This window comes from Prolixibacteraceae bacterium (assembly GCA_019856515.1).
Lineage (GTDB): Bacteria > Bacteroidota > Bacteroidia > Bacteroidales > Prolixibacteraceae > Halosquirtibacter > Halosquirtibacter xylanolyticus.
Window position 1 is genome coordinate 1,131,080 of the sequence record CP082230.1, and the last position, 21,341, is coordinate 1,152,420.

Below are 21,341 nucleotides of genomic sequence, written 5' to 3' on the forward strand. Positions count from 1 at the left end.
CAAACTATGTTCAATTTATGACACACTTAAAAGGGAGTACCAACAAGATACTCCCCTTTTAAACTTACTATATACTATCAATAATATGCTTATTCTTCAATAATGATTCGGAAACCTACTTTTGTCACTTTCTGCCAAGGATAGTAAAAATTACGTACCTGTGGTGTTGACATCTCTGGTCGATCTCTCCATGAACCACCTTTTACTACTTTATATTCTCTTGGATTACCTGATAATTCAATATTATCGACATATGTAGATCGAGTCCACTCTGCAACATTACCTAACATATCATATAATCCCCATGAATTGGCTTCATATGACTTAACTGGAGCCGTCAACATCTGTTTGTCATCGACATGTTGTGCACGTGGAATAAAGTCATAATAAGGGCGTAACCAATGATCTTTTTTCATTGGAGTTGGATTTACCCCAACAACTGCCATATTCGCCAATTGGTCATCAGCAAAATTTTCATATTTAGAAAAGTCAGAATTAATTGATCCAAACCAGAAACCTTGATCTGTTCCACATTTAGCAGCCCATTCCCACTGTTGCTCTGTTGGAAGCATAATTTTCATATTATTCTTTTTCGAAAGTTCGTCGCAGAAATTACTTGCTTCATCATAACTAACTCGAATAACAGGCTGTGTAGGCTTGTTAGCTGGATATCCAGCAGTTGTATGGTCTTTCCATTGCTGAGCAATAAAACGGCTATTATGCTCAGGAACAATTGCTCTATACTGTTCGTTAGAGATTTCAGATTCACTCATCCAAAATCCTTTTTGAACCTTCACCTTATTCTGCACCGTATGATGTGTGTTAAGATCTTGATCATATGACACGAATGCCCCCTTAGGAATATAAACCATTTTAATCTTCATTCCAGGAACGATCTCTACAAATTTTGCAGAGTGCTTATCGACCATATCTTTTGCCTTTTGTGAATTAAAAGGCCATCTACGAACACGTAAAGGTTTTACTTCTTTTTTCCCTGTCTTTTTGGGAGTTACAGTTTTTATTGGGCCTTGAGTTTCAAGATACTTTGCATAATCCTCAATTTCTTTTTCCCAATCTACTGATACATCATTATATTTTTTCATCAACTCTTGACGACGACAAACCTGATCAATCCCATTCAAATCATTACTTTGAAATGTTCCATGATATGGTGCATTGAAGTCAATCCAATTATATAATGATTGCCACTCTTTTTCTTCTAATTCTACACCATGATGTCCCTTCTTTAACATCTGAATAAGATCACTCGTATTTGCATGATACTCCATCGGCTTCATTACATGAATATCAGCCTCAGGTCCTTGACGTCTTACATATGGATGAAGTGCTAAATAACTTTTTCCATAACCGACCTTCTTATCAATCGACGAATCTTTAAAATTAGCCAAACCATTGCTTCCATCATGACATCCAATACATTTTCTATCTAATACAGGCTGTACCTCTAGATTAAACGTAAATGAACGTATACCACCTTGAGGAGGTGTGATTGCAACAGGCTTCTTTCGAGAAGCAGAAGTAAATTTAGGACGTACAATTGTATTTTGATTCTCATGACATCCTACACACGAAACCACTTCTCCTGGCATCGCAGTCATCCAACTTCTCATCCACTGAATAGCAGCTCCATCTTCATCAAGTGGTTGCATTGAGATAGGTAAATTGGCTGGGACTTTAAACATTACAGAACCATCTTCCTCAACTGGTACAGTTCCTAACAGACGTTTCATATCCCACCCACTCTGAATACCTTGTGCAGCATGGTTAGATGGAGATTTTATAAACGCATACTCATATGCAAAAATACGTAGTTTCTTCACAGATCCGCGAGGAACACCTTTTAGGCCTTGACCTTCATATATATCTTGGATATAAACTGTAGCATCTTTCTGATCAAGTTTTACTTTTTCAGGAATTACAGGAGGAGTATCCTTTTTTTGTACTGGGACTATTTCACAATAACCAATTGACTCATCTAGTGCAAGAGGTGTCATGTTATCGTAAATATCCACCAAATAGATTCCCCACAATGCATCTTGATCAAGTTTTGCAGAAACCAAGAAGTATTTATCATTCAAAGGGTAAGGCTTTAGAAACTGAGGCCATACACCATCCACTAATCTATCTTTTATTTCAGGAACAACTTTCCTGTCCTTAAACGGAATTTCTTGAACAACTCCTTTGTCTTCTTGTCTTCCTTTCGCTGGATCGAAAATCACTAATCGTCCTGAACGAACAGTTCCATGGTGACCAGACACTACTGCAATAAACTTATTGGTATTTTTTCCAGGAAGAGGTTGTGCATCAAACATTGAATTAGGCCAATAAGATCCACTTCCGTATAGCTCTTTCTTATTAGTACCGTCTGGATTCATATGCATCATGATTCTAGAAAAATAGTGAGTATTATCAGTATACTCCCATCGTAGGTACATCACCTTACCATTATTCATCACAACTGGATCCCAGTCATTGTCTTGACCAAAATTAAGACGTCTAAGATTTTTCGTTTTAGGATCAAATAAAGCTAAATTCCCAACTTTATCGCTACCATTCACGCAAGGTACACCATTGTAACCCAAAGTCGCATCCATGATAATCTTACCATTTGGAAGGTAAGTTCCATCAAAGAAATCAACATCATCATCTTCGATATCAGTTAAGCGATGTAAATCTTTTGCATCTGTTTTCACTTCAAAAAGATCCCAACGGTTCTGTTTACTTACAGAACTAAACATGATTCTTTCACCATCCCAATGAAGATGAACATCCGTTACAGGATAATCTTTTTTTGGTTTATAGATTTCTCTTTTCTGAATCTCACCTCGTATGTTGCTCAACTCGACTAATTCACAATCATAACCTCTTTTTCTCTTTGATGTATGAACAGACCAGTTGTTTGGAGGCAATCCCATCTCTCTAGCATTAACACGACGTGCTTTGACTGGATCATAGTGGTACTGTACAGTTAATAGTTTATCAACATCTAAAAGTTTATTCCCTAGTAATAAAGACTTTTGTGTTTCAATAATCTTATAGGCTGTTGCTAACGAACTGGTGTCATATTTATAGATTCCTTTTTTAGCTGAAACCAAATTATTCTTGATAAAATCTAACTGCCCTAATGACTTATTAAGTTGGGTTTTATCCTTAGCATACATGTCTGCTAATGCCAACTCAATAGAACTTGGTTTAACCCAAACAATTAAGCTTTGCAGCTTTTTCACCTCTTGAATCTGCGGAATTAAATCTAACAAAGCTTTCTTCTGCTCTAAATCCTCTAATTTAGATGTTTCTTTTATCCTTTGATTAAAGAAACTTGGATCGTTAAGAGACTTTGCTAAATTTTTTACTGAAGGTTCAATAAGTGAAACATCATTATTTGTAAACCAATATGGCAACCCCACTTTCCCAGGATTGATAGCTGCCATGTATACAGGATAGCTACTCTTTAAATCTTGAATTAAATCTATTGGGTCTTTCTGACCAACAATAAACTGCATAGAAGCCTGTTTTTGAGCAATATCGCTAATTACTACTGTCGCTTCAAACTTCTTATACTTCTTATTTAAAAGTAATCTTTGTAAAGTATTTCCATTTACATAAAAGGCATGCTTTTGAACTTTACCTTTATATTTTAGATCCCAATTACGTCTGTTCTTGTGCCAAGAAGGTTTCCTTCCATAATGGTTAGTAAATACTCCTTCTTTAACTCGAACAGTATCACCTTTTTGTGTAACTAGTATGGGGTTAATCCAAAGTGCATCATCAGTATAATTTCCATCTTTTGTTGTCCAAGACTGAAGGACAAGCTGCTTTAAGCCTGATACATTAACCGATATTTTTTCTGACATTCCTTTATGCATCACCTTTGACACATACAGAGGTTTGTCATTTTTAATTTCTGTTTGATATGCCGATCTTTTTTGCAACAAAGTCGAGCTCCAACTGTCGCAACTCTTTTCGGCAAATAGGTTCAATGTCGTGAGCAGACATGACATTGCAACTATCAGTGATTTAAACTTCATGATATAATGTTTTATTAGGTTCTATTATTATTTCAAACGTTTAGTATCCCACAAAGGGTCAACAGAAGATACCATTCCCAATGAATCAGATAAAGCAATACTCCAAACAACTTTCTTTTCTGGAGTTACTTCCATCAAACTAGCGACTCTCTTTAACTTTCGAGCATGTCCACCCCAATTACAAATTAGAGTATTACCGCTACTTAGACGAACTGATTCAGCAACGAATCTTAAAGGAATATCCTCTATATCATTTTGTTCAATTTTAGAGAGAACCTCACTACTACTAGGATTTATCTCTAAGAGATAATGACCATCACCACAAGATACCATCCAATGATCATTTGAAATTTCGACAACAGAAAAAGGAACACCACCAACAGTTACTTTTCGTAAAACATCACCACTTTTAGCAATTTCCCAGACTTGTCCATTTCCAAAGATTGGAACTAAATAAGTATCTCTTGAAGTTTTTCTCACTCGTCTTAATTGGGCATGAGCTTTTTTAAGACCTGTTTCGAATGTTGTTTTTGACAAAAGCTTGCCATCTTTGCTGTATTCCATTATCGTTGCAGGTGTTCCGCATTGACCAAGCAAAATATTACCATCATTAGTCATCGAAGCAGATTGCAATTCTGTACCTTTTGGTGTATCATAATTCCATAGTACATTGTGATCTAAATCTATCAATTTTGCTCCTTTTCTATAAGAGTACAAAACAGTACTCTTTGATGGTTGAGAAACCTCATTACACTCTTGGCCTTTCTCTAAAGAGTGTGACCATGTAATTTTCTGGTTATCTAAGTCATATCGCACGATTTTATTCCATCCAGATCCTGCAATAAGAACTTCTCGCTTTGCAACATGACATGAGACCATCAAGGCACATGTTGCAGTAAAGCAGATAACCATCATTACACCTTTAAGGCGTTTTTTTAGTTGTGTGTTCATAGTTTAGTTATAGAGATTTGACATATTCTACCAAACATTCAATATCTTTCTTCTTCAGTTTCTTATCTTTTAAACCATGATGATAGATTGTAAATACTTCTTTTATAGACTTAGCTCTACCATCATATAAATAAGGACCTGTTCTCCACACCTCTTTTAAAGTCGGTGTATCCCATCCATTTTCGAATTCGACATCTCCTATACGATGCATTTTACCATCAGTAAAAAGTGGTCCACTATGACAATAATGGCAATTATATTTTACGAATAGCTTCTCTCCTTTTCTTGCTTTTTCACTCAACTCTCCATTCGTAAGATACGGACTTGGAAGTGGCTTCAGCGATTGAAGATAAGCATCTACTGCTTTTGCCTCTTTATCTGTTACCTGAGCAAACTGTATATGTTGAAATCCTGCCCTAACTGCAGTTTCAGCATCAGGTCTAATACCTGATATCATTGCAGGAGGAGATTGATGTGCATACAACATACTCTTGCAGTTTTTAGGATTTCCAATACCATCATTTAGCAAATCCCAATTCATCCCATCAGTTCTAGCATCACCAGGATGACAACCATTACACGATTGCCAACCTTCTAAACAATATGAAGCATCATTAAAAAGTTGTTCTCCATGATGAACAACAGATGGCTTATAATCTGGGTTTAAACAGACCGAAGACAGTTCCTCACTATCAATACTATACACATTAAGAATATCCGAGAAATAAGTTGGAATATACACTTTTTGATCTTTGATCACCAAATCACGAGGACCATTGCCTTTTAATGACACTCTTTTTCTTAACCCATTTAGAAATCTTAAATCATAAGATAAGGTTTCCTTATCGGCCGTATGATTAAATTTATCAATCATCTCCTTATATGAAATGACACTCATATCATGTGCACCGGAGTGGCTAACAAAAATATATTCATCATTACAAACAATACCCCACGTACCAGCAGCACCATGATCAGGCTCATCAAGTAAAACAGTCCCTAATAACTGAAGTTTTTCAGTATCTATCAATGACATAGCACTGGTATTCATCCAACCTTGTTGTAATTGTGATGTTGGTACCTGAAAACGTCCTAGATTATGAGTTACAATAGCATATTTTCCATCATTTGTAAGCACCATATCTCGTAAAGCATTACTTCCATTTGTTAGCTTAATGCTCTTTACAACCTTCATTGTTTTATAATCAATAACAGAAACATCTGCAGCAACAGTATCTAAATTTGCAGGTTGGTAAGGCAAAAAGTTGGTAACAAATAAGTACTTGCGATTTTTACCTAGAACAATATTATTAGGTTCTCTTTGTACATGACAATGGGAAATCTCTTTAAAGTCATTTAACGAAATTTTTACAACATCATTTTTATATTGATTACATACAATCAAAGCTTCACCAATAGGGTCAACATAAGGGCTACATGTCCCCATTCCTGTAATGAGAGAATCTTCTATAACCTTGCTATTAATATCTATTTTATACACTTTTCCAACATCATAAGATGTTGTTATATACATTTTTCCATTATAAACAGTGATCCCTGTTGGAGTCTGATCGAAAGACCACCTTGTAACATTCTGTTTCGTCTTGGTATTATATGAAACAATGCACTGTGTACCTTTTTCTGCAAAGTATATTGTATTCGGAGTATCATCTACAGCAATAGATACTATAGATAAAGGTTGATTATCTTTATTTTGGACTTTTGCTTGTCCTTTAATTGTCGATAACAACAAAAATAAAAAAAGTGTGTGTGTTATATATTTCATTTTATTTATTGGTTTAGTTTAGTTTAATCAGTTTAGATATCGTAACCGTAAAGTTTTGATATTTCCATGGCATAACCATATATTTTTTCACCAACCTCCTCTAGATCATCTAAGCCCATCCTCGCTGAAGGTGCAGTGACCCAAACAGCAGCAATTGGATATCCATATTGATTAAATACAGGTGCTCCAACACAATGAACTCCTTCAAGTTCTTCTGCTCGATCTAAAGCAAACCCTTTCTCCTTCACCACCTTTAATTCTTCAAGAAAAGCTTTTTTACTACTTATTGTCTTTTCATTAAATGACTCAAAGGTTATTGTATCTATAATCTCGTCACGCTCTTCATTAGGTAAAAATGCAATCATCGCCTTTCCAGGAGCTGAGGAGTGTAAATAAAATGGTTTACCAACAGTCAACATAAACGTAAATCCATGATTTCCTACAACCTGCTCTAAAACAACACCTCGTTTCTCAATGATAGTACCAAGTAATATTGTCTCTTTTAATGAGTCTCTTAGAGAACGCATATAAGGTAAAGAACTTTCAACAATACTTGACTCATCCACCGTTGACAAACCTATTCGAAGAAATTTCTTCGAAAGAGAGAATTTACCATCAATCTGATTCTTTAATAAATAGCCCCTTTCAACTAATGTTGTAACAATTCGAAACACTGAGCTTTTAGGAAACAATAAACACTCCTGTATCTCACTTAGAGTCATCCCTTGACTATTTACAGACAACAACTCAACAATTTCTAGTGCTCTCTCTAAATTAGGCACAGAATAGCCTTTACTAGCTACACCTTCCTGTTTCATATTTAAACTCCTGTTTTATATATGGCATCAAATTTAATAAATTATTGAATACCTTCCTCTTTTCAATACTTTTATCGATTCTAAATTGGTTTTAAAATAAAAAGGAAGGATAAAAATCCTCCCTTTTTTAATAGAATATATTTTGATAGGTTAATAAACCTTTAAAAGAATATCATGATCAAGTTCTTTTGTATAATCTACAGCTGCAGTTTTTTTCTTCCAAAGACCAACTCTCATGTCAACAAATCTACCTCCAACAATAAAGAAATGTGTAATGGGTGCAGGATAATTATGCTGAACAAACCAAACATAAGTCTCTCCATTATATATAAACTCAAATGCTTCTGCAATAGATTTTGACACTTCTCCACCGGTACGGGTAGTCACGTCCACTCTTTTCAACTTTGGAGACCCTTTTTCTGGGTCATAAATAAGTGTTTTTAAGCTCGTCAACCCTTTACCTTCGCATTGAGTTACGAAACGAACAGCTGGAACTTTTAAGTTATATTCTGGAGACCAAAATGACTCCTCTTTAGATACTCGTACACTTGGATCAAGATTTAAACTCAAATTATGGTCATCATAGGTTGTCTTTATTTCTCCTGCATCAACAAGCACTTTATTATCTTTATAATTAAAGTATTGATTAAAACGATGCATCTTTTTCGACTCAAAGCAGTCATTTATCAACCATAATGATGGCTTAATAAATAGAACCGAACGTTTCATCATTACAGGATCTTCCATACGACTATACGTTCTATTGTTAGCTTCAGACCAAACTCCCCACTTTTCTATTTTTACATTTTGATAATCTGATGAAGCTTCCCATTTATTTGACCAACTAGATTGGTAAATTGCATTATCTTCTCCATCGACCCCAATGGTATTGTGTGCTTTATTAGATTTAAAATATGGCCTTTCAGGTACATTAACATATGTAAAGCGTCCACCATCAACTAAATAATCTCTTCCATGTGCGAATACAGAAAGGTGCAATAAATCATCATGACCATGACCGCAATAAAGATTTTTCATATGAAAAGAACTATATACATCATCTTTACCCCAGCCACTTCTCATATACAAGTCGCCTGACACATCTTGATATACTGAAAGGTATTGAGGATCGACACCTTTAACCCTTTTTAATCTCTTCAGATCCTTCTTACTTAAGTCAAAATAATTTGAATAGTCAACGCCAGAAATTTCGACTCTTTTCTTTAATAAGGGATCTTTACTTGTTAATGCAGGTTTCACCCACATATGTGTCAATGGAGTATCATCGCTATCTCCATACAAAGGCTGGTTACCATTTGGCTTCATCCAATGCAAATTAGCTAAAGCCATTCGATGAGCAGACTCAGTAATATGAAAGGGAATATCTATCGAAAATCGCTGCCCTAGAAAAACGACATTTTCCAAGCAATGTAAAACCTCATTATGATACATTGGTGATTTTTCCCACTGCACTCCATCAGATCCTATTTGTAGAAAAGCTGCCTGATTTAAACGATCTAATGCATTCTTTTTCCAAACTGCGGCATCTTTATGATCATCTAAAAACAATGACACAGAAAAAAGTCCATTATATTCAAGAATCCCCCAGTTACTCGTTTTTGAAAAATATGAAAAATCCTTATTCAGAAATGCAGCATGCTCAGCTAACGATTTTTTAAATTTCTCAACAAAAACTGGTGTCATCGCCTTACTTTCTTTCATGTACTCATAAGTCTTAATCCAATTTTCACATCGTATGCCTACTTCAATTCGTCTCCATGTATTAGCATGCCCTTTTTTTGTCCCTAAAGGATTACGCTCAATCCAATCGGAACAATCCTTCACCCATTGCTTTGCATATTTCTCATCACCCGACAACCAATAAGCCCTACCTAGATCAATCCAATACTTATGACGATTCAACATATAACACCACTCAGGGTCACCATTAGGCATCGCCAACCAATCAATCTCTCCATCAAACTGATGCATCTTATTGGTTTTTTCCATATCCCAATCATATCGAAATAGATACTCTCTCCGAATTAATTGATCTGCGATTTCAAAAGTTTTCTGGACATCCTCTGGATAAAGTTTTTTTACCGCTTCACGCTCATTGATAGAATGACTTAAAAACAAAACAGGATTGACCCTTCTTTGTTCCTTTGCCCCAACATGGCCACAAACAAGAAGAGCTATCAAAAAGAATAAACCACTTCTTAAATTATTTATTAATCTCCAATTCATTGTTTTATAAATTTAGTTCTCCTCAAATTTAACGGAATAACTCCAAAACAAAAAACCTACAAACCTAACGAATCACCAATATCCAATAATTATTGTTCAAAAAAACCTAAAACATGCCGTTTTAAAATCCAGGCAAATAAGTTGAGACTAAAAACATTCGATGAACAAACCGCGTTATATTAAAACACGAAGTGTAACATATGCAACACTTGAAAACAATTTTATTTATTTATTTTGGGTATTAACAAAAAAAATCAGTCATGAAAATCGTAAACATAAAAACATTACATCCGAAGCAAGGAGAGAAACCTAATGTTGAACTACTTTTAAACACAGGAACGTTAAAAGAAATCCAAATTTCATTTACAAAGGGACAAAAGATGGCTGAACATACTGCACCTGGAGCCATTGTCGTAATGGTATATAAAGGTGTAATTGAATTTGGAGTAGGAGAAACAACTCACCTGCTGACTGAAGGAGATATGATTTCTCTTGAGGCAAATGTTCCTCATGATCTTTTAGCAAAAGAAGACTCTATCGTACGCCTTACACTATCCCCTAAGGATGATTTTAATCGGGTTAAAATGTTAGCAAATAACTAACATCTTTTTTAGACACAAAAAAAGTGGTTCGGGACGAATCGAACCACTTTTTATATGTTGTTTAATATCTTTTTTAAAACTAATTCAGGAATTGGTTTAACAATCCTTTAAGAGCAATTAAAATTACTCAGAAATCACTTCAAATGAAAAATCTACAACAACCTCGCGATGAAGCTTGATTTTTGCTGCATGAGATCCAACTTCTTTAATTGAATCCTCTTTGATAGTGATTTGCTTACGATCGATATCGAAGCCTTGAGCCTTAAGAGCTTCAGCAATTTGGATGTTGTTTACCGAACCGAAAATCTTACCAGTAGTTGAAGTCTTCGCTCCAATAGTTACCTTAAGATCTGCTAGTTTCGCTGCAACTACCGATGCCTCATCTTTCAATTTAGCTTCTTTGTGAGCACGTTGACGTTGATTTTCCGCCAACACTTTCTTTGCCGACGCTGTAGCTAAGATTGCTAGACCTTGAGGAATCAAGAAATTACGAGCATACCCATCTTTTACAGTGACGATGTCATCTTTGCTACCCAATCGAGCAACATCTTGTTTCAAAATAATTTCCATCTTTTCTCCTTTAGTTTTTGATTATTTCAACAAATCAGTTACATAAGGCAACAAAGCGATTTGACGCGCACGTTTGATAGCCTGAGACACCTTACGTTGATACTTCAACGATGTTCCTGTAATACGACGAGGAAGAATTTTTCCTTGCTCGTTCAAAAACTTCTTAAGAAATTCTGGATCTTTGTAATCAACATACTTGATGCCATTCTTCTTGAAGCGACAGTATTTCTTCTTTTTGATCTCAACTGTTGGAGGAGTCAAATATCTAATTTCGCTACTATTCTGTGCCATGACTTAGTTCTCCTTTTCTGCTTTAAATTTGTTACGACGTTTCTCACTGTATTGCGCTGCATACTTTTCTAGTTTCACTGTCATGAAACGAATAATACGCTCATCGCGTTTGAATTCAGTTTCAAACTTTGCAAGAAAGCTTGGATCCGCCTTAAACTCAAAAAGATGATAAAATCCTGTAGACTTCTTTTGAATTGGATAAGCCAATTTCTTAAGTCCCCAGTTCTCTTCGTGAATCATCTCGCCGCCATTATCGACAACAAGAGCACGAAATTTATCTACCGCTTCCTTTATCTGACCTTCAGATAAAACGGGAGTAGCAATGAAAACGGTTTCGTACTGGTTAAACATGATATAATTAACTTTAAATGATTATTAATTAACTGTCACCTTCGTGAACAGCGCCGCAAATATAACACCTTTCATTCGACTAGCAAACATCAAACAGTAAAAATTACGGAAAAAAGTACGATTTCCCAAAATACCTTCTATTTTTGCCACCTCTAAAGTGTATAACCAATACACATGTGGCATATTCCACAAACAACAAAAGCCTCTCATAACTCACTTTAATAAGATGGAGGCACGTTTTAATGACACATATTATAATGAATCAAACACAGGAAAATTTTAAAAGGATTTCAGTGTTAGCAGTCCCTCTTGTTCTATCACAAGTAGGACAGATTATTGTAACCCTAGCAGATAATGCTATGGTAGGACATGTAGGGAAAGAGTATCTTGCGGCATCTTCATTCGCAAATAGCATTTTTATGATTATAATGATGTTTGGAATGGGAATAACATTTGGACTCACTCCTCTCGTAGGAAAAGCTTTTGGCGAAAAGGACATGAAGACCATTCAAAAGCTTTTTCACAACTCTCTATTTTTGAACACTATCTTTACCATTATACTAATAATTGTTGGTACAATTGCTGGATTTTTGATGCCCTACATGGGCCAAACTGAGCTAGTTGTTTCTTTGGCTCAGCCATATTACTTCATTATCCTAGCATCTCTTATTCCAATGGTTTACTTCTTTTCCATCAAACAGCTTGCTGAAGGAATGGAAAACACTAAAATTGCAATGATATTAACCGTTACAGGAAATCTAATGAATGTATTTGGAAACTACATTCTGATTTATGGCAAATTTGGAACTCCTAAACTTTACTTAGATGGAGCAGGGATATCTACTTTCATTTCAAGATTATTTATGATGATTGCTTTTTTCATCGTGTTTAAGAAAAGCTCAATCTTCAAACCATTCTCTCTTACTTTTAAGATAAAAGAAATAACGAGAAGTCTTCAAAAACAACTATTCGGAATCGGTAGTGCAATAGGTCTTCAAATGCTTGTTGAATCATTCATTTTTAGTCTTGGAGCTATTATGATGGGATGGATCAGTGAATTATACCTAGCAGCACATCAAATTGCCATGAGTCTCTCTTATTTCACATTCATGATATCTAATGGTATAGCACAAGCAACCACAATTAGAATCAGTACTCTCTATGGACGAAAAGAGTTCAACATGCTAAAATCAGCAATCAATGTCTCTCTTATCATAACATTTGTCTATTCATGTATTGCTTGTGTCATTTTCCTTACTATACCAACTCAATTAGTAGCTATTTTCACAAATGATGAAAGTGTAGTTGTCGCAGCTGCATCGCTATTAGGGATGGCGGCTATATACCAAATATTTGATGGACTACAAGTTTTAGGATTAGGTGTATTAAGAGGGTTTGCAGATGTAAAAACTCCGATGATATATGCAACGACATCTTATCTTCTTGTAGGAATTCCTCTAGGATATATTGCTGCTTTCAAGTTCGACTTGGGGGCATATGGAATATGGACTGGAATTATCGCAGGCTTAGGCTTAGCGGCTCTATTATTTTGGACTAGAGTTTTACACCGACGCAAAACGTTAACCACATAAAACACCTTCACCTCACTCTTTGATGCAAAATCTCAGAGTGAGGTGATCTTCTCCCTTTTGACTAATAAACAAAAAACTTATTAGAAACCTTCTCAAGAGGCGAAATTTAATATTCAACTTTCGTACGACTACCTTAAAATAGAATCAACAGCACCCTTCAGACAAAGAAACAGAGGTTCATTAGTATGTTATTTTACAAATAAATAATGCCGTGAACATTTTATCCTTTATATTTTAATAATTTATTTAAAAGGGCTGATAAAGACAAACAGTCCACAACCACCCTCCGACAAAGCACTACAGAAGAACATGATAATAAACCGACTACCCTCTATGTCCACACCCACGAAAACAATTCTCGTCTATAATAAAACATCACGAAAACACTCCTTGATTCAATAAATATTCAAAACATGTTGTAAAATTACTTATTCATTTGTTTGTACTTTCATATACTATTGTAGTTTTGTTTTATCATTTGAGAAGATATAATCTTATCCAATGAAGTAAAAACAATAGAATCTTGAAATTTACAATTATATTATGACCGAAAATACCTTCTCGAGACGAATGACTCTACTCGCGATGCAAGCTGCATTAAGAGGAGGGAAGGAAATACACAAAATATACCGACGTAATGACGTAGAAGTGGTCTATAAAGAAGACCAATCACCAGTAACCATTGCGGACAAAAAAGCAAGTGAGGTCATTTGCGATGTGCTTTCCTTAACAAACATTCCCGTACTTAGTGAAGAAGAAGTTTTTCCATCTTTTGAAGAAAGAAAAGAATGGGAATATCTTTGGATTATTGATCCACTTGATGGAACAAAAGAATTTATCAAACGCAACAATGATTTCACGGTTAATATAGCGCTGATTCATCACAACCAGCCAATATTGGGAATTATATATATTCCTATCGCTGATGTTATATATTTTGGAAATCATAAAGAGGGTGCATTTATGTGTAAAAATGCACACAAAATGGACCCAGAAGAGATCCTTCAAAAAGCTATTAAACTCCCTATCCCACAACATCGTGATAAATACACCATTGTAGGAAGCAAATCTCACATGAATCCAGAAACTCAAGCTTGCTTTGATGCGATAATGAAAGAAAAGGGAGCTAATAACACACTAATTATTCCTTGCGGAAGCTCTATAAAAATGTGTATGGTAGCGGAAGGGAAAGCGGATATCTATCCAAGGTGTAGTAATATAATGGAGTGGGATACAGCAGCAGGACATGCGATATGCGAGGCTGCAGGCTGCACTGTCACTGAATTCGATGGCACCCCTTTATCTTACAATAAAAAACAATTTAAACAACCTTGGTTTGTTGTAAGAAGAGAATCTTAACCATACAGTGGGAAATACAATGATACATTTTGTCTTAACCTTAGACTTTTGTATCATTGTCTTTTTACTATCTTTGTGAATATAAAAAAACAGGGTATATAAAGAATGTTTGAAAGTCTTAACGAAAAACTAGAGAAATCCTTCCAGATGCTCAAAGGGCAGGGAAAGATTACTGAAATCAATATTGCAGAAACATTAAAAGAAGTTCGTCGTTCCCTTTTGGATGCCGATGTAAACTTCAAAATTGCAAAAGATTTTACCAACAGAGTAAAAGATAAAGCTTTAGGCCAGAAAGTACTTACTGCAGTAAAGCCAGGGCAGTTAATGGTTAAAATTGTCCATGACGAACTTGCTGAACTGATGGGAGGTACTGCTGAACCAATCAATATAGAAGATAATCCTGCTATTGTCCTTATGGCTGGTCTTCAAGGTTCAGGTAAAACAACGTTTTCTGGAAAACTTGCCAATAGACTAAAGCAAAAAGAGAAGAAGAATCCTCTTTTAGTTGCTTGTGATATTTATCGTCCAGCGGCAATTGACCAGCTAAAAGTTGTTGGAGAGCAAATCAACGTACCAGTTTATGCTGAACCTGAAAATAAAAATGCAGTAAAAATTGCAGAAGCAGCTGTCAAGTATGCAAAAGAAAATGGACATGATGTTGTAATTGTTGATACGGCAGGTCGTTTAGCAATCGATCAAGACATGATGGATGAGATCGCAGCGGTAAAAACTGCAATCAATCCCTCAGAGATCCTTTTCGTTGTCGACTCGATGACTGGTCAGGATGCAGTAAACACAGCCAAATCATTTAATGATCTTCTGAACTTTGATGGGGTAATCCTTACAAAACTAGATGGAGATACTCGTGGAGGTGCTGCACTTTCAATTAGAGAAGTCGTTCAAAAACCAATTAAGTTTGTTGGTACTGGAGAAAAAATGGAAGCACTTGATGTATTCCATCCTTCACGTATGGCAGACCGTATTTTGGGTATGGGGGACATCGTTTCTCTTGTAGAGAAAGCTCAAGAACAATTTGACGAAGAAGAAGCAAAGAAGCTACAGAAGAAACTTGCAAAAGATCAATTTAGCTTTAATGATTTCTTAAAACAAATACAGCAAATCAAAAAGATGGGTAACATCAAGGATTTGGCTGCTATGATTCCAGGTGTCGGTAAGGCATTGAAAGATGTTGATATTGATGATGATGCTTTCAAAGGTATTGAAGCAATAATCTACTCAATGACACCTGCAGAAAGAGAAGACCCTGCACTTTTAAGTGGATCACGTCGTCGTCGTATCGCGAACGGATCAGGGACCTCTATTCAAGAAGTAAACAGACTTATAAAACAATTCTCTGAAACTCGTAAGATGATGAAAATGATCTCTAACGGAGGTAAAATGAGGGGAATGATGGGTAAGATGAAAGGTATGAAAAAAAGAAGATAACCAATTCTGTAAAAGTTCATCTTATGAAACGTAGTCTAGGCAATCAGTTCTAGACTACGTTTTTTTTACCTTTTTAGGATAAGGCTATTGTTAATATCTTTATAACATAAAACATAGATTGTAAAGTTGGAAGGTGATATCAAAACAATAATACCAATTTCCTATAATTCATCTCTGTTTAACATGACATACACATACTCTGATTACCAACATGTTTCACAATACTATCCCATCTAATGGGATGTTTCATTAAAAAATTACCATTTTCAACTTGCAAATATCAAAAATGGTATTACTTTTGTTGGCGGGTGAGTGCTACACGACATGCTCCTACTGAAACTCCCCAGGGTCGGAAGGCAGCAAGGATAGGTGGTTGTAGCAGTGCGATGTAGTTAGCTCGCCCACATGCCGAATTAGCTCAGTTGGCCAGAGCACGTGATTTGTAATCTCGGGGTCATCAGTTCGAATCTGATATTCGGCTCAAAAAGGGAAATTGTCTAAAAGACATTTTCCCTTTTTTTTATATTTTAATTTGACAAAAATCCATATTCAAATACAACCACCTCCGTCAAGCATAAGATACGGAACCATATCGTTCTAATCATGTTAGAGACTAAGTTTAGTCATATTAAAACAGAGTCATTAAACATTGATAAGCGCTAATTATTCAAATATTGCTTATAATTCACAAAAAAGATTTCATCTGAAATAATACGAATTAGGTACTCTTCCTCCAGACAGAAATATATCGAAACTCGTCTAGATTTATTACTCGATCCAAAATCATATGATCATACTTTTTATTAACTGTTTCTATATCGATAAAATTTGAATGAACCATTACAATCCGACCATTATCTAGAATCCGATCTATCATTATAACCAGAATTGTTTCATCACTCAATAGGTCGTCTGAAGAGGAGATAACTATCAAACTATACCCATCAAAAAAAGGTTTCATATTGGCATAATCAGTCTGATAAAAAACCCCTCTATTCGACTCAAAGTCTTTAAAATAATCACGGAGTCTAATATTCTTTATGGTCTTGTCGCAAAAAGAGACTTCACCTCTTTCTCTCAACGAAACACCACACCCGATTAACCTTGCAGTTCGATCAACGCCATGAACACATTCAAATAAATTCATTAATTCAAATGTAGAACGTCCAGTAGAACAACCGACATTGAGAACTTTATCTCCAATACCAACTATTTGAATTGATGAACATATTCTTGCAACATCACTTAGATAATTCCCATCATCATTTAACCACTCTTTTTTTAGTCTAACTATAACATCTGAATCATAGACGACATTACCATTATCTCCATCTGTCTGATTAGATGAAATTACATATCGAAAGCCAGCATGTTGATAAAAATGCCTACGAAATGCATATCGAGCATACCTAGAGGCTTCATTTCCTGTCGAGATCCATGAACCACCTTTTATAATATTATGCTTTTGATCAAAAGTGGGCACTGAAAAATCATCATAAATAGGATGAACTTTAAACCCTTTATAGCCATCAATTGAACTTCGTGTCCACTGCCAAACGTTCCCAATGACATCATATACTCCATTAAAGTCATACATTTGAATCGGGCTAGGCGATTGATAATGCTCTAAACAGATATTACCTGGAGCTTCTCTCCATTCAAAGAGATCTTTAACATCAGCAAATCGATATAAATGTTCCCATTCTGCTTCGGAAGGTAATGTGCAGTTAATATTCTCTTTCTTACTTTTCCATCTACAAAATGCATCTGCTTCTAAACAATTTACCTCAACAGGCCAATCCCAAGGCATCTCAATCTCCTCAAAGACCAACCGAAGTCTCCATTTATTATGTTTTAACGACCAAAATCGAGGAGCATTTCCATGATCATATTGCACCCAATTCCACCCCTCTTCTGACCAATACTCTCTGTTACTATATCCATGATCAAGAACAAAGGATAAATACTCAGCATTCGAACATAAATATTTAGAAACTTGGAATGACTCCATCATTAAACACAATTCTCCATACTCACTATCCCAACCATAGGTAGAATAAGAATTAGGTTTACCCAAGATCAATTTTCCCTCTTCAATATCAACCATTTTATTCGAAGGAGGGAAACCTAATGAGGGAGCTATTGTCCAAAAGGGAACAGGCGAAAGATACTGTAATGGAAGTTGTCTTATCAAGACAGAAGATGTTTCAATATGAATCCTTATATGCTCAATGCCCATTAGAATGATCCACATCGGCGAATTCCAATTAATAGGCAATGAAAAATCTATATTTAAAATAACATCTTCGACCATCTCAAATACTCTTCTTCGGTATTCAATCACCTCCCCTATAGGCGGCCAATCATAGTGCTTATTATCCAAGTCATCCCATGACATTTCATCAACACCTATTGCGAAAATTGACTCAAACATAGGATTTATTCTCTCAGATATGATCCCCGCAGCAATGTACTTATTTACAAAAAAACATGCAGTATGACCAAAATAAAATATTAATGGATGTCGTAAAGGATCAGCTCTTTTATAAAAACCTAATGAATCTGTCACACCCGAATATAACCATTCTTCTGTCTTAACAGCATCTTTAAAATAACTAAGAATTTCAGCTCTTTTTATATCGATGTTATCCCCCGAAAGTGTTACAGTTCTTGCCCTACCTTGAGATAATAATGTTTTCATCATTTTATTCTTTATTGTTGTATTATATAAATGACAATACAAAGGCCTTTTTGTTTCATTTTTGCATAAAAATCACATACCCATATTTGAATGTGGATCATTAAACAATGGTCTATGAGATGAAATTATGCAAAAATCATAATTTCAATTACAAAACATATTGCATTCATATGTTTTTATTATTTTTAGACAAAATAGATGCAATTTTATGGATACATTACAGAAGAGTGTCATTGACAATTGCAACCGTTAACAAACTATCTAGATGATATAAAATCAAGCCCTTTTCTCGATGAAAAAGATAACACTTTCAAAAGAACAAGAAACCCTTGCTCAATTCCCATTAGAAGGTCCCTATGCAATCAAGGGAGTTGCAGGTAGTGGCAAAACTACAGTTGGTTTACATCGTATCCACTTCCTAAAAGAGAAATGTGGACCAAAAGATAAAATATTGGTTGTAACGTTCCACAAAGTATTAACTGATTATCTAACATACTTACAAAATAAAGAGGCTACATATAATCAAAAAAAGACAGGCAACTATAATCTTTTTCAAAACAATACAGGTGAAATAGATATAATTAATATCGACAAACTTGTTTACCGATATTATAAGCAGTTCAAAGACAGCAAGAATGACCACAAGTACTATAAAAATCTTCCGGCTCATCTTTCTAGTTATGATCGAATTAATCAAATATTTCAAAAATCGCTTTGCGAAATCCAAAATAAATATCCTGATTGTAAAGTTCTTTTTAAAAACAGTCGATTTTTACAGCAAGAAATCAATTTTATCAATAGCTGTAGAATTGAAAATGAGAAAACATACCAGATCTTTAATCGAAAAGGTCGAAATAAAAATGAGATAAAACGTCAATTACTCCCTAAGAAGTCACTAGTTAGAAAGGCTATATTTGAACTTCGACGAACTTATAATAATAATCTTATTCTTGAAGGAGAAATTGATTTTCATATTATGCGCCTTCTTGCAATTAGAGAAGTATCTACCAATCCACCAAGAAAATACAAACATATTATCATCGATGAATGTCAAGATTTGGATAGAGCCCGATTGGATTTTCTAAAGTTCTTCCTTAAAGATGACAAAGGAGCGAGTGCCACCTTTCTCTATGACAATTCACAAAGTATATACGATGGATCATGGTTAGGGAATGGACATGGTTTTAACTCCTTAGGAATAGATATAGTTGGAAATCGTAGTCGCATTTTAAAACACAACTACCGAACTACGCTTGAGATACAAGAGGCAGCACAAACCTTAATACATCACAATAATTTCTATCAAGAAGTTGAACCTATTTTGATCAATAAAGGAGGGATAAAACCTTTTTTAGCAGAGTGCAAAGATATTGAGCAACACAACCAATATATAATTGATACAGTAAAGAATGCAGAACAAAATTTCAATTTAAATGATATTATTGTCGCCACAAGAACGAATCAGGATGCAAAGCAGTTAGAAAAGCAACTAAAACAAGCAGGGATTAAATGTGCACTATTCAACAGCAATCAGAATGACTTTGAAAGCAACTCTGTCAGAGTGATGACGATAAACTGCACAAAAGGCCTTGAAAGCCAAATGGTAATCCTAACACACCTGAATCAAGATATCATTCCAGTATCATCGATAGACTCACAAAAAAGAGAACAAGATCTAAGGCTTTTATATGTAGGCATGACTCGTGCTTCCCAAATTTTACATCTTGTTTCTTATGGAGAGAGTACCGAATTTATTAAGGACATCCCCAAAGAACCCTTTAAAATTGTTGACCTTGAGTCATATCAAGCATTTAAACCTTTAGAAGCTGCTCAAAAAAAGAAAATATTTTGTCTGATCGATCAATTAAGTCATGAGCTAAAGAATTTTGAACATATAAAAAACACATTTCAACCAGAACAACAATATGAAGTCTGTTTTAGCAACTTGATGCTTGGAATTGGAAGGATGCAGAATATCCAAGAGAAAGCGCAAATAATTAAGAATGAACTTAAAGGAAACTCTTCAATTAGTGATCATATCACATCATTTATTGAAACATGTGAATCAAAACGACAACAAGCTCAAGACCAATTTATTCAATTTTCTATTTGTCCATTTCCTATTGAAAATAGAGTTGAGATACTAAAAAAAAGACACAACTATTTTTCAGATGAAACCATACAAACGGTTGCTACAGCAGAACATTTTTACGACAAAAACACCAACTCTTTTTTAGACTTTAGTACCATGATCATAAGCTATTCAAAGGCTATTGAGATTGAACTACATCACATCTTTGAGAACTACGATTATTTCAGTCTTGATTTTTTCAAAGATAAGTTACAATATGGTACACAAACCTATAAGCTCTATGATATTTTATATTTCATGAAGGACATGCAGGGGCCATTAAAAGAAGTCAATGAAATGCTCGAATATGTGAACTTCAGGCGAATTCGTAACTTAGCAACCCATGCACACTGCATTAATCATGATGATATTGAGCCAATACGTGAGATATTAATACAAGAAGAAGGGGTCTTTGATATATTAAACCAACAATTAGAGGAGATTTAA

The 21,341-nt window shown here is 35.0% G+C and carries 14 protein-coding genes, 1 tRNA gene and 1 other RNA gene; 7 read left to right on the plus strand and 9 right to left on the minus strand.

Annotated elements, in window-relative coordinates; all coding sequences use genetic code 11:
• Positions 1-89 precede the first annotated feature (89 nt).
• The 5 genes from K5X82_03865 to K5X82_03885 all read right to left on the minus strand — a co-directional run bounded on the left by K5X82_03865 (position 90) and on the right by K5X82_03885 (position 9,851).
• Entirely contained in the window at positions 90-4,049 is a 3,960-nt protein-coding gene (locus K5X82_03865; protein ID QZT38042.1) for an SUMF1/EgtB/PvdO family nonheme iron enzyme, read from the minus strand.
• Between the two features lie 27 nt (positions 4,050-4,076).
• A complete protein-coding gene (locus K5X82_03870; GenBank protein ID QZT38043.1) occupies positions 4,077-5,000 on the minus strand; it encodes a hypothetical protein in 924 nt (307 codons plus the stop codon).
• 7 nt (positions 5,001-5,007) lie between these two features.
• Complete coding sequence (locus K5X82_03875) at positions 5,008-6,786, minus strand: hypothetical protein (protein QZT38044.1); 1,779 nt, start codon at positions 6,784-6,786, stop codon at positions 5,008-5,010.
• A 32-nt stretch (positions 6,787-6,818) separates the two neighbouring features.
• Positions 6,819-7,604 (minus strand): IclR family transcriptional regulator, encoded by a 786-nt coding sequence (locus K5X82_03880; GenBank protein QZT38045.1) that lies wholly within the window; start codon positions 7,602-7,604, stop codon positions 6,819-6,821.
• A gap of 150 nt (positions 7,605-7,754) precedes the next feature.
• On the minus strand, positions 7,755-9,851 hold the full coding sequence (locus K5X82_03885; GenBank protein ID QZT38046.1) for a heparinase II/III family protein: 2,097 nt from the start codon (positions 9,849-9,851) through the stop codon (positions 7,755-7,757).
• 260 nt (positions 9,852-10,111) lie between these two features.
• On the opposite strand from K5X82_03885, the gene K5X82_03890 reads away from it, so the two are divergent.
• Entirely contained in the window at positions 10,112-10,453 is a 342-nt protein-coding gene (locus K5X82_03890; protein QZT38047.1) for a cupin domain-containing protein, read from the plus strand.
• 123 nt (positions 10,454-10,576) lie between these two features.
• Here the strand turns inward: K5X82_03890 and rplI are convergent, their stop codons facing one another.
• From rplI to rpsF, 3 genes are read right to left on the minus strand one after another with little or no spacing between them, the layout of a single operon-like run.
• Complete coding sequence (gene rplI / locus K5X82_03895) at positions 10,577-11,023, minus strand: 50S ribosomal protein L9 (GenBank protein ID QZT38048.1); 447 nt, start codon at positions 11,021-11,023, stop codon at positions 10,577-10,579.
• 21 nt (positions 11,024-11,044) lie between these two features.
• Positions 11,045-11,314: a 30S ribosomal protein S18 gene (gene rpsR, locus K5X82_03900; GenBank protein QZT38049.1), complete on the minus strand. Its 270-nt coding sequence runs from the start codon at positions 11,312-11,314 to the stop codon at positions 11,045-11,047.
• A gap of 3 nt (positions 11,315-11,317) precedes the next feature.
• Positions 11,318-11,665 carry a 30S ribosomal protein S6 gene (gene rpsF, locus K5X82_03905; GenBank protein QZT38050.1) on the minus strand — a complete coding sequence of 116 codons (348 nt, stop codon included), beginning with the start codon at positions 11,663-11,665 and terminating at the stop codon, positions 11,318-11,320.
• Positions 11,666-11,922: 257 nt separating this feature from the next.
• On the opposite strand from rpsF, the gene K5X82_03910 reads away from it, so the two are divergent.
• The 5 genes from K5X82_03910 (at position 11,923) to K5X82_03930 (ending at position 16,543) form a co-directional block, all read left to right on the plus strand.
• Positions 11,923-13,257 carry an MATE family efflux transporter gene (locus K5X82_03910; GenBank protein ID QZT38051.1) on the plus strand — a complete coding sequence of 445 codons (1,335 nt, stop codon included), beginning with the start codon at positions 11,923-11,925 and terminating at the stop codon, positions 13,255-13,257.
• A 585-nt stretch (positions 13,258-13,842) separates the two neighbouring features.
• Positions 13,843-14,616 carry a 3'(2'),5'-bisphosphate nucleotidase CysQ gene (gene cysQ / locus K5X82_03915; protein ID QZT38052.1) on the plus strand — a complete coding sequence of 258 codons (774 nt, stop codon included), beginning with the start codon at positions 13,843-13,845 and terminating at the stop codon, positions 14,614-14,616.
• A gap of 105 nt (positions 14,617-14,721) precedes the next feature.
• Positions 14,722-16,062: a signal recognition particle protein gene (gene ffh / locus K5X82_03920; GenBank protein ID QZT38053.1), complete on the plus strand. Its 1,341-nt coding sequence runs from the start codon at positions 14,722-14,724 to the stop codon at positions 16,060-16,062.
• Positions 16,063-16,368: 306 nt separating this feature from the next.
• An RNA gene (ffs, locus tag K5X82_03925) (signal recognition particle sRNA small type) lies at positions 16,369-16,468 on the plus strand.
• Between the two features lies 1 nt (position 16,469).
• A tRNA-Thr gene (locus K5X82_03930) sits at positions 16,470-16,543 on the plus strand.
• A 237-nt stretch (positions 16,544-16,780) separates the two neighbouring features.
• Here the strand turns inward: K5X82_03930 and ovoA are convergent.
• A complete protein-coding gene (gene ovoA / locus K5X82_03935; GenBank protein ID QZT38054.1) occupies positions 16,781-18,766 on the minus strand; it encodes a 5-histidylcysteine sulfoxide synthase in 1,986 nt (661 codons plus the stop codon).
• Positions 18,767-19,055: 289 nt separating this feature from the next.
• On the opposite strand from ovoA, the gene K5X82_03940 reads away from it, so the two are divergent.
• Complete coding sequence (locus K5X82_03940; GenBank protein QZT38055.1) at positions 19,056-21,341, plus strand: UvrD-helicase domain-containing protein; 2,286 nt, start codon at positions 19,056-19,058, stop codon at positions 21,339-21,341.

Bases quoted from the DNA above. Each gene is read 5' to 3' on its own strand.
- K5X82_03875 (QZT38044.1), bottom strand. From the start codon at position 6,786: ATGAAATATATAACACACACACTTTTTTTATTTTTGTTGTTATCGACA.
- K5X82_03885 (QZT38046.1), bottom strand. From the start codon at position 9,851: ATGAATTGGAGATTAATAAATAATTTAAGAAGTGGTTTATTCTTTTTG.
- ffh (QZT38053.1), top strand. From the start codon at position 14,722: ATGTTTGAAAGTCTTAACGAAAAACTAGAGAAATCCTTCCAGATGCTC.
- ovoA (QZT38054.1), bottom strand. From the start codon at position 18,766: ATGATGAAAACATTATTATCTCAAGGTAGGGCAAGAACTGTAACACTT.
- K5X82_03890 (QZT38047.1), top strand. From the start codon at position 10,112: ATGAAAATCGTAAACATAAAAACATTACATCCGAAGCAAGGAGAGAAA.
- rpsR (QZT38049.1), bottom strand. From the start codon at position 11,314: ATGGCACAGAATAGTAGCGAAATTAGATATTTGACTCCTCCAACAGTT.
- cysQ (QZT38052.1), top strand. From the start codon at position 13,843: ATGCAAGCTGCATTAAGAGGAGGGAAGGAAATACACAAAATATACCGA.
- rpsF (QZT38050.1), bottom strand. From the start codon at position 11,665: ATGTTTAACCAGTACGAAACCGTTTTCATTGCTACTCCCGTTTTATCT.
- K5X82_03865 (QZT38042.1), bottom strand. From the start codon at position 4,049: ATGAAGTTTAAATCACTGATAGTTGCAATGTCATGTCTGCTCACGACA.
- K5X82_03910 (QZT38051.1), top strand. From the start codon at position 11,923: ATGAATCAAACACAGGAAAATTTTAAAAGGATTTCAGTGTTAGCAGTC.
- K5X82_03940 (QZT38055.1), top strand. From the start codon at position 19,056: ATGAAAAAGATAACACTTTCAAAAGAACAAGAAACCCTTGCTCAATTC.
- K5X82_03870 (QZT38043.1), bottom strand. From the start codon at position 5,000: ATGAACACACAACTAAAAAAACGCCTTAAAGGTGTAATGATGGTTATC.
- rplI (QZT38048.1), bottom strand. From the start codon at position 11,023: ATGGAAATTATTTTGAAACAAGATGTTGCTCGATTGGGTAGCAAAGAT.
- K5X82_03880 (QZT38045.1), bottom strand. From the start codon at position 7,604: ATGAAACAGGAAGGTGTAGCTAGTAAAGGCTATTCTGTGCCTAATTTA.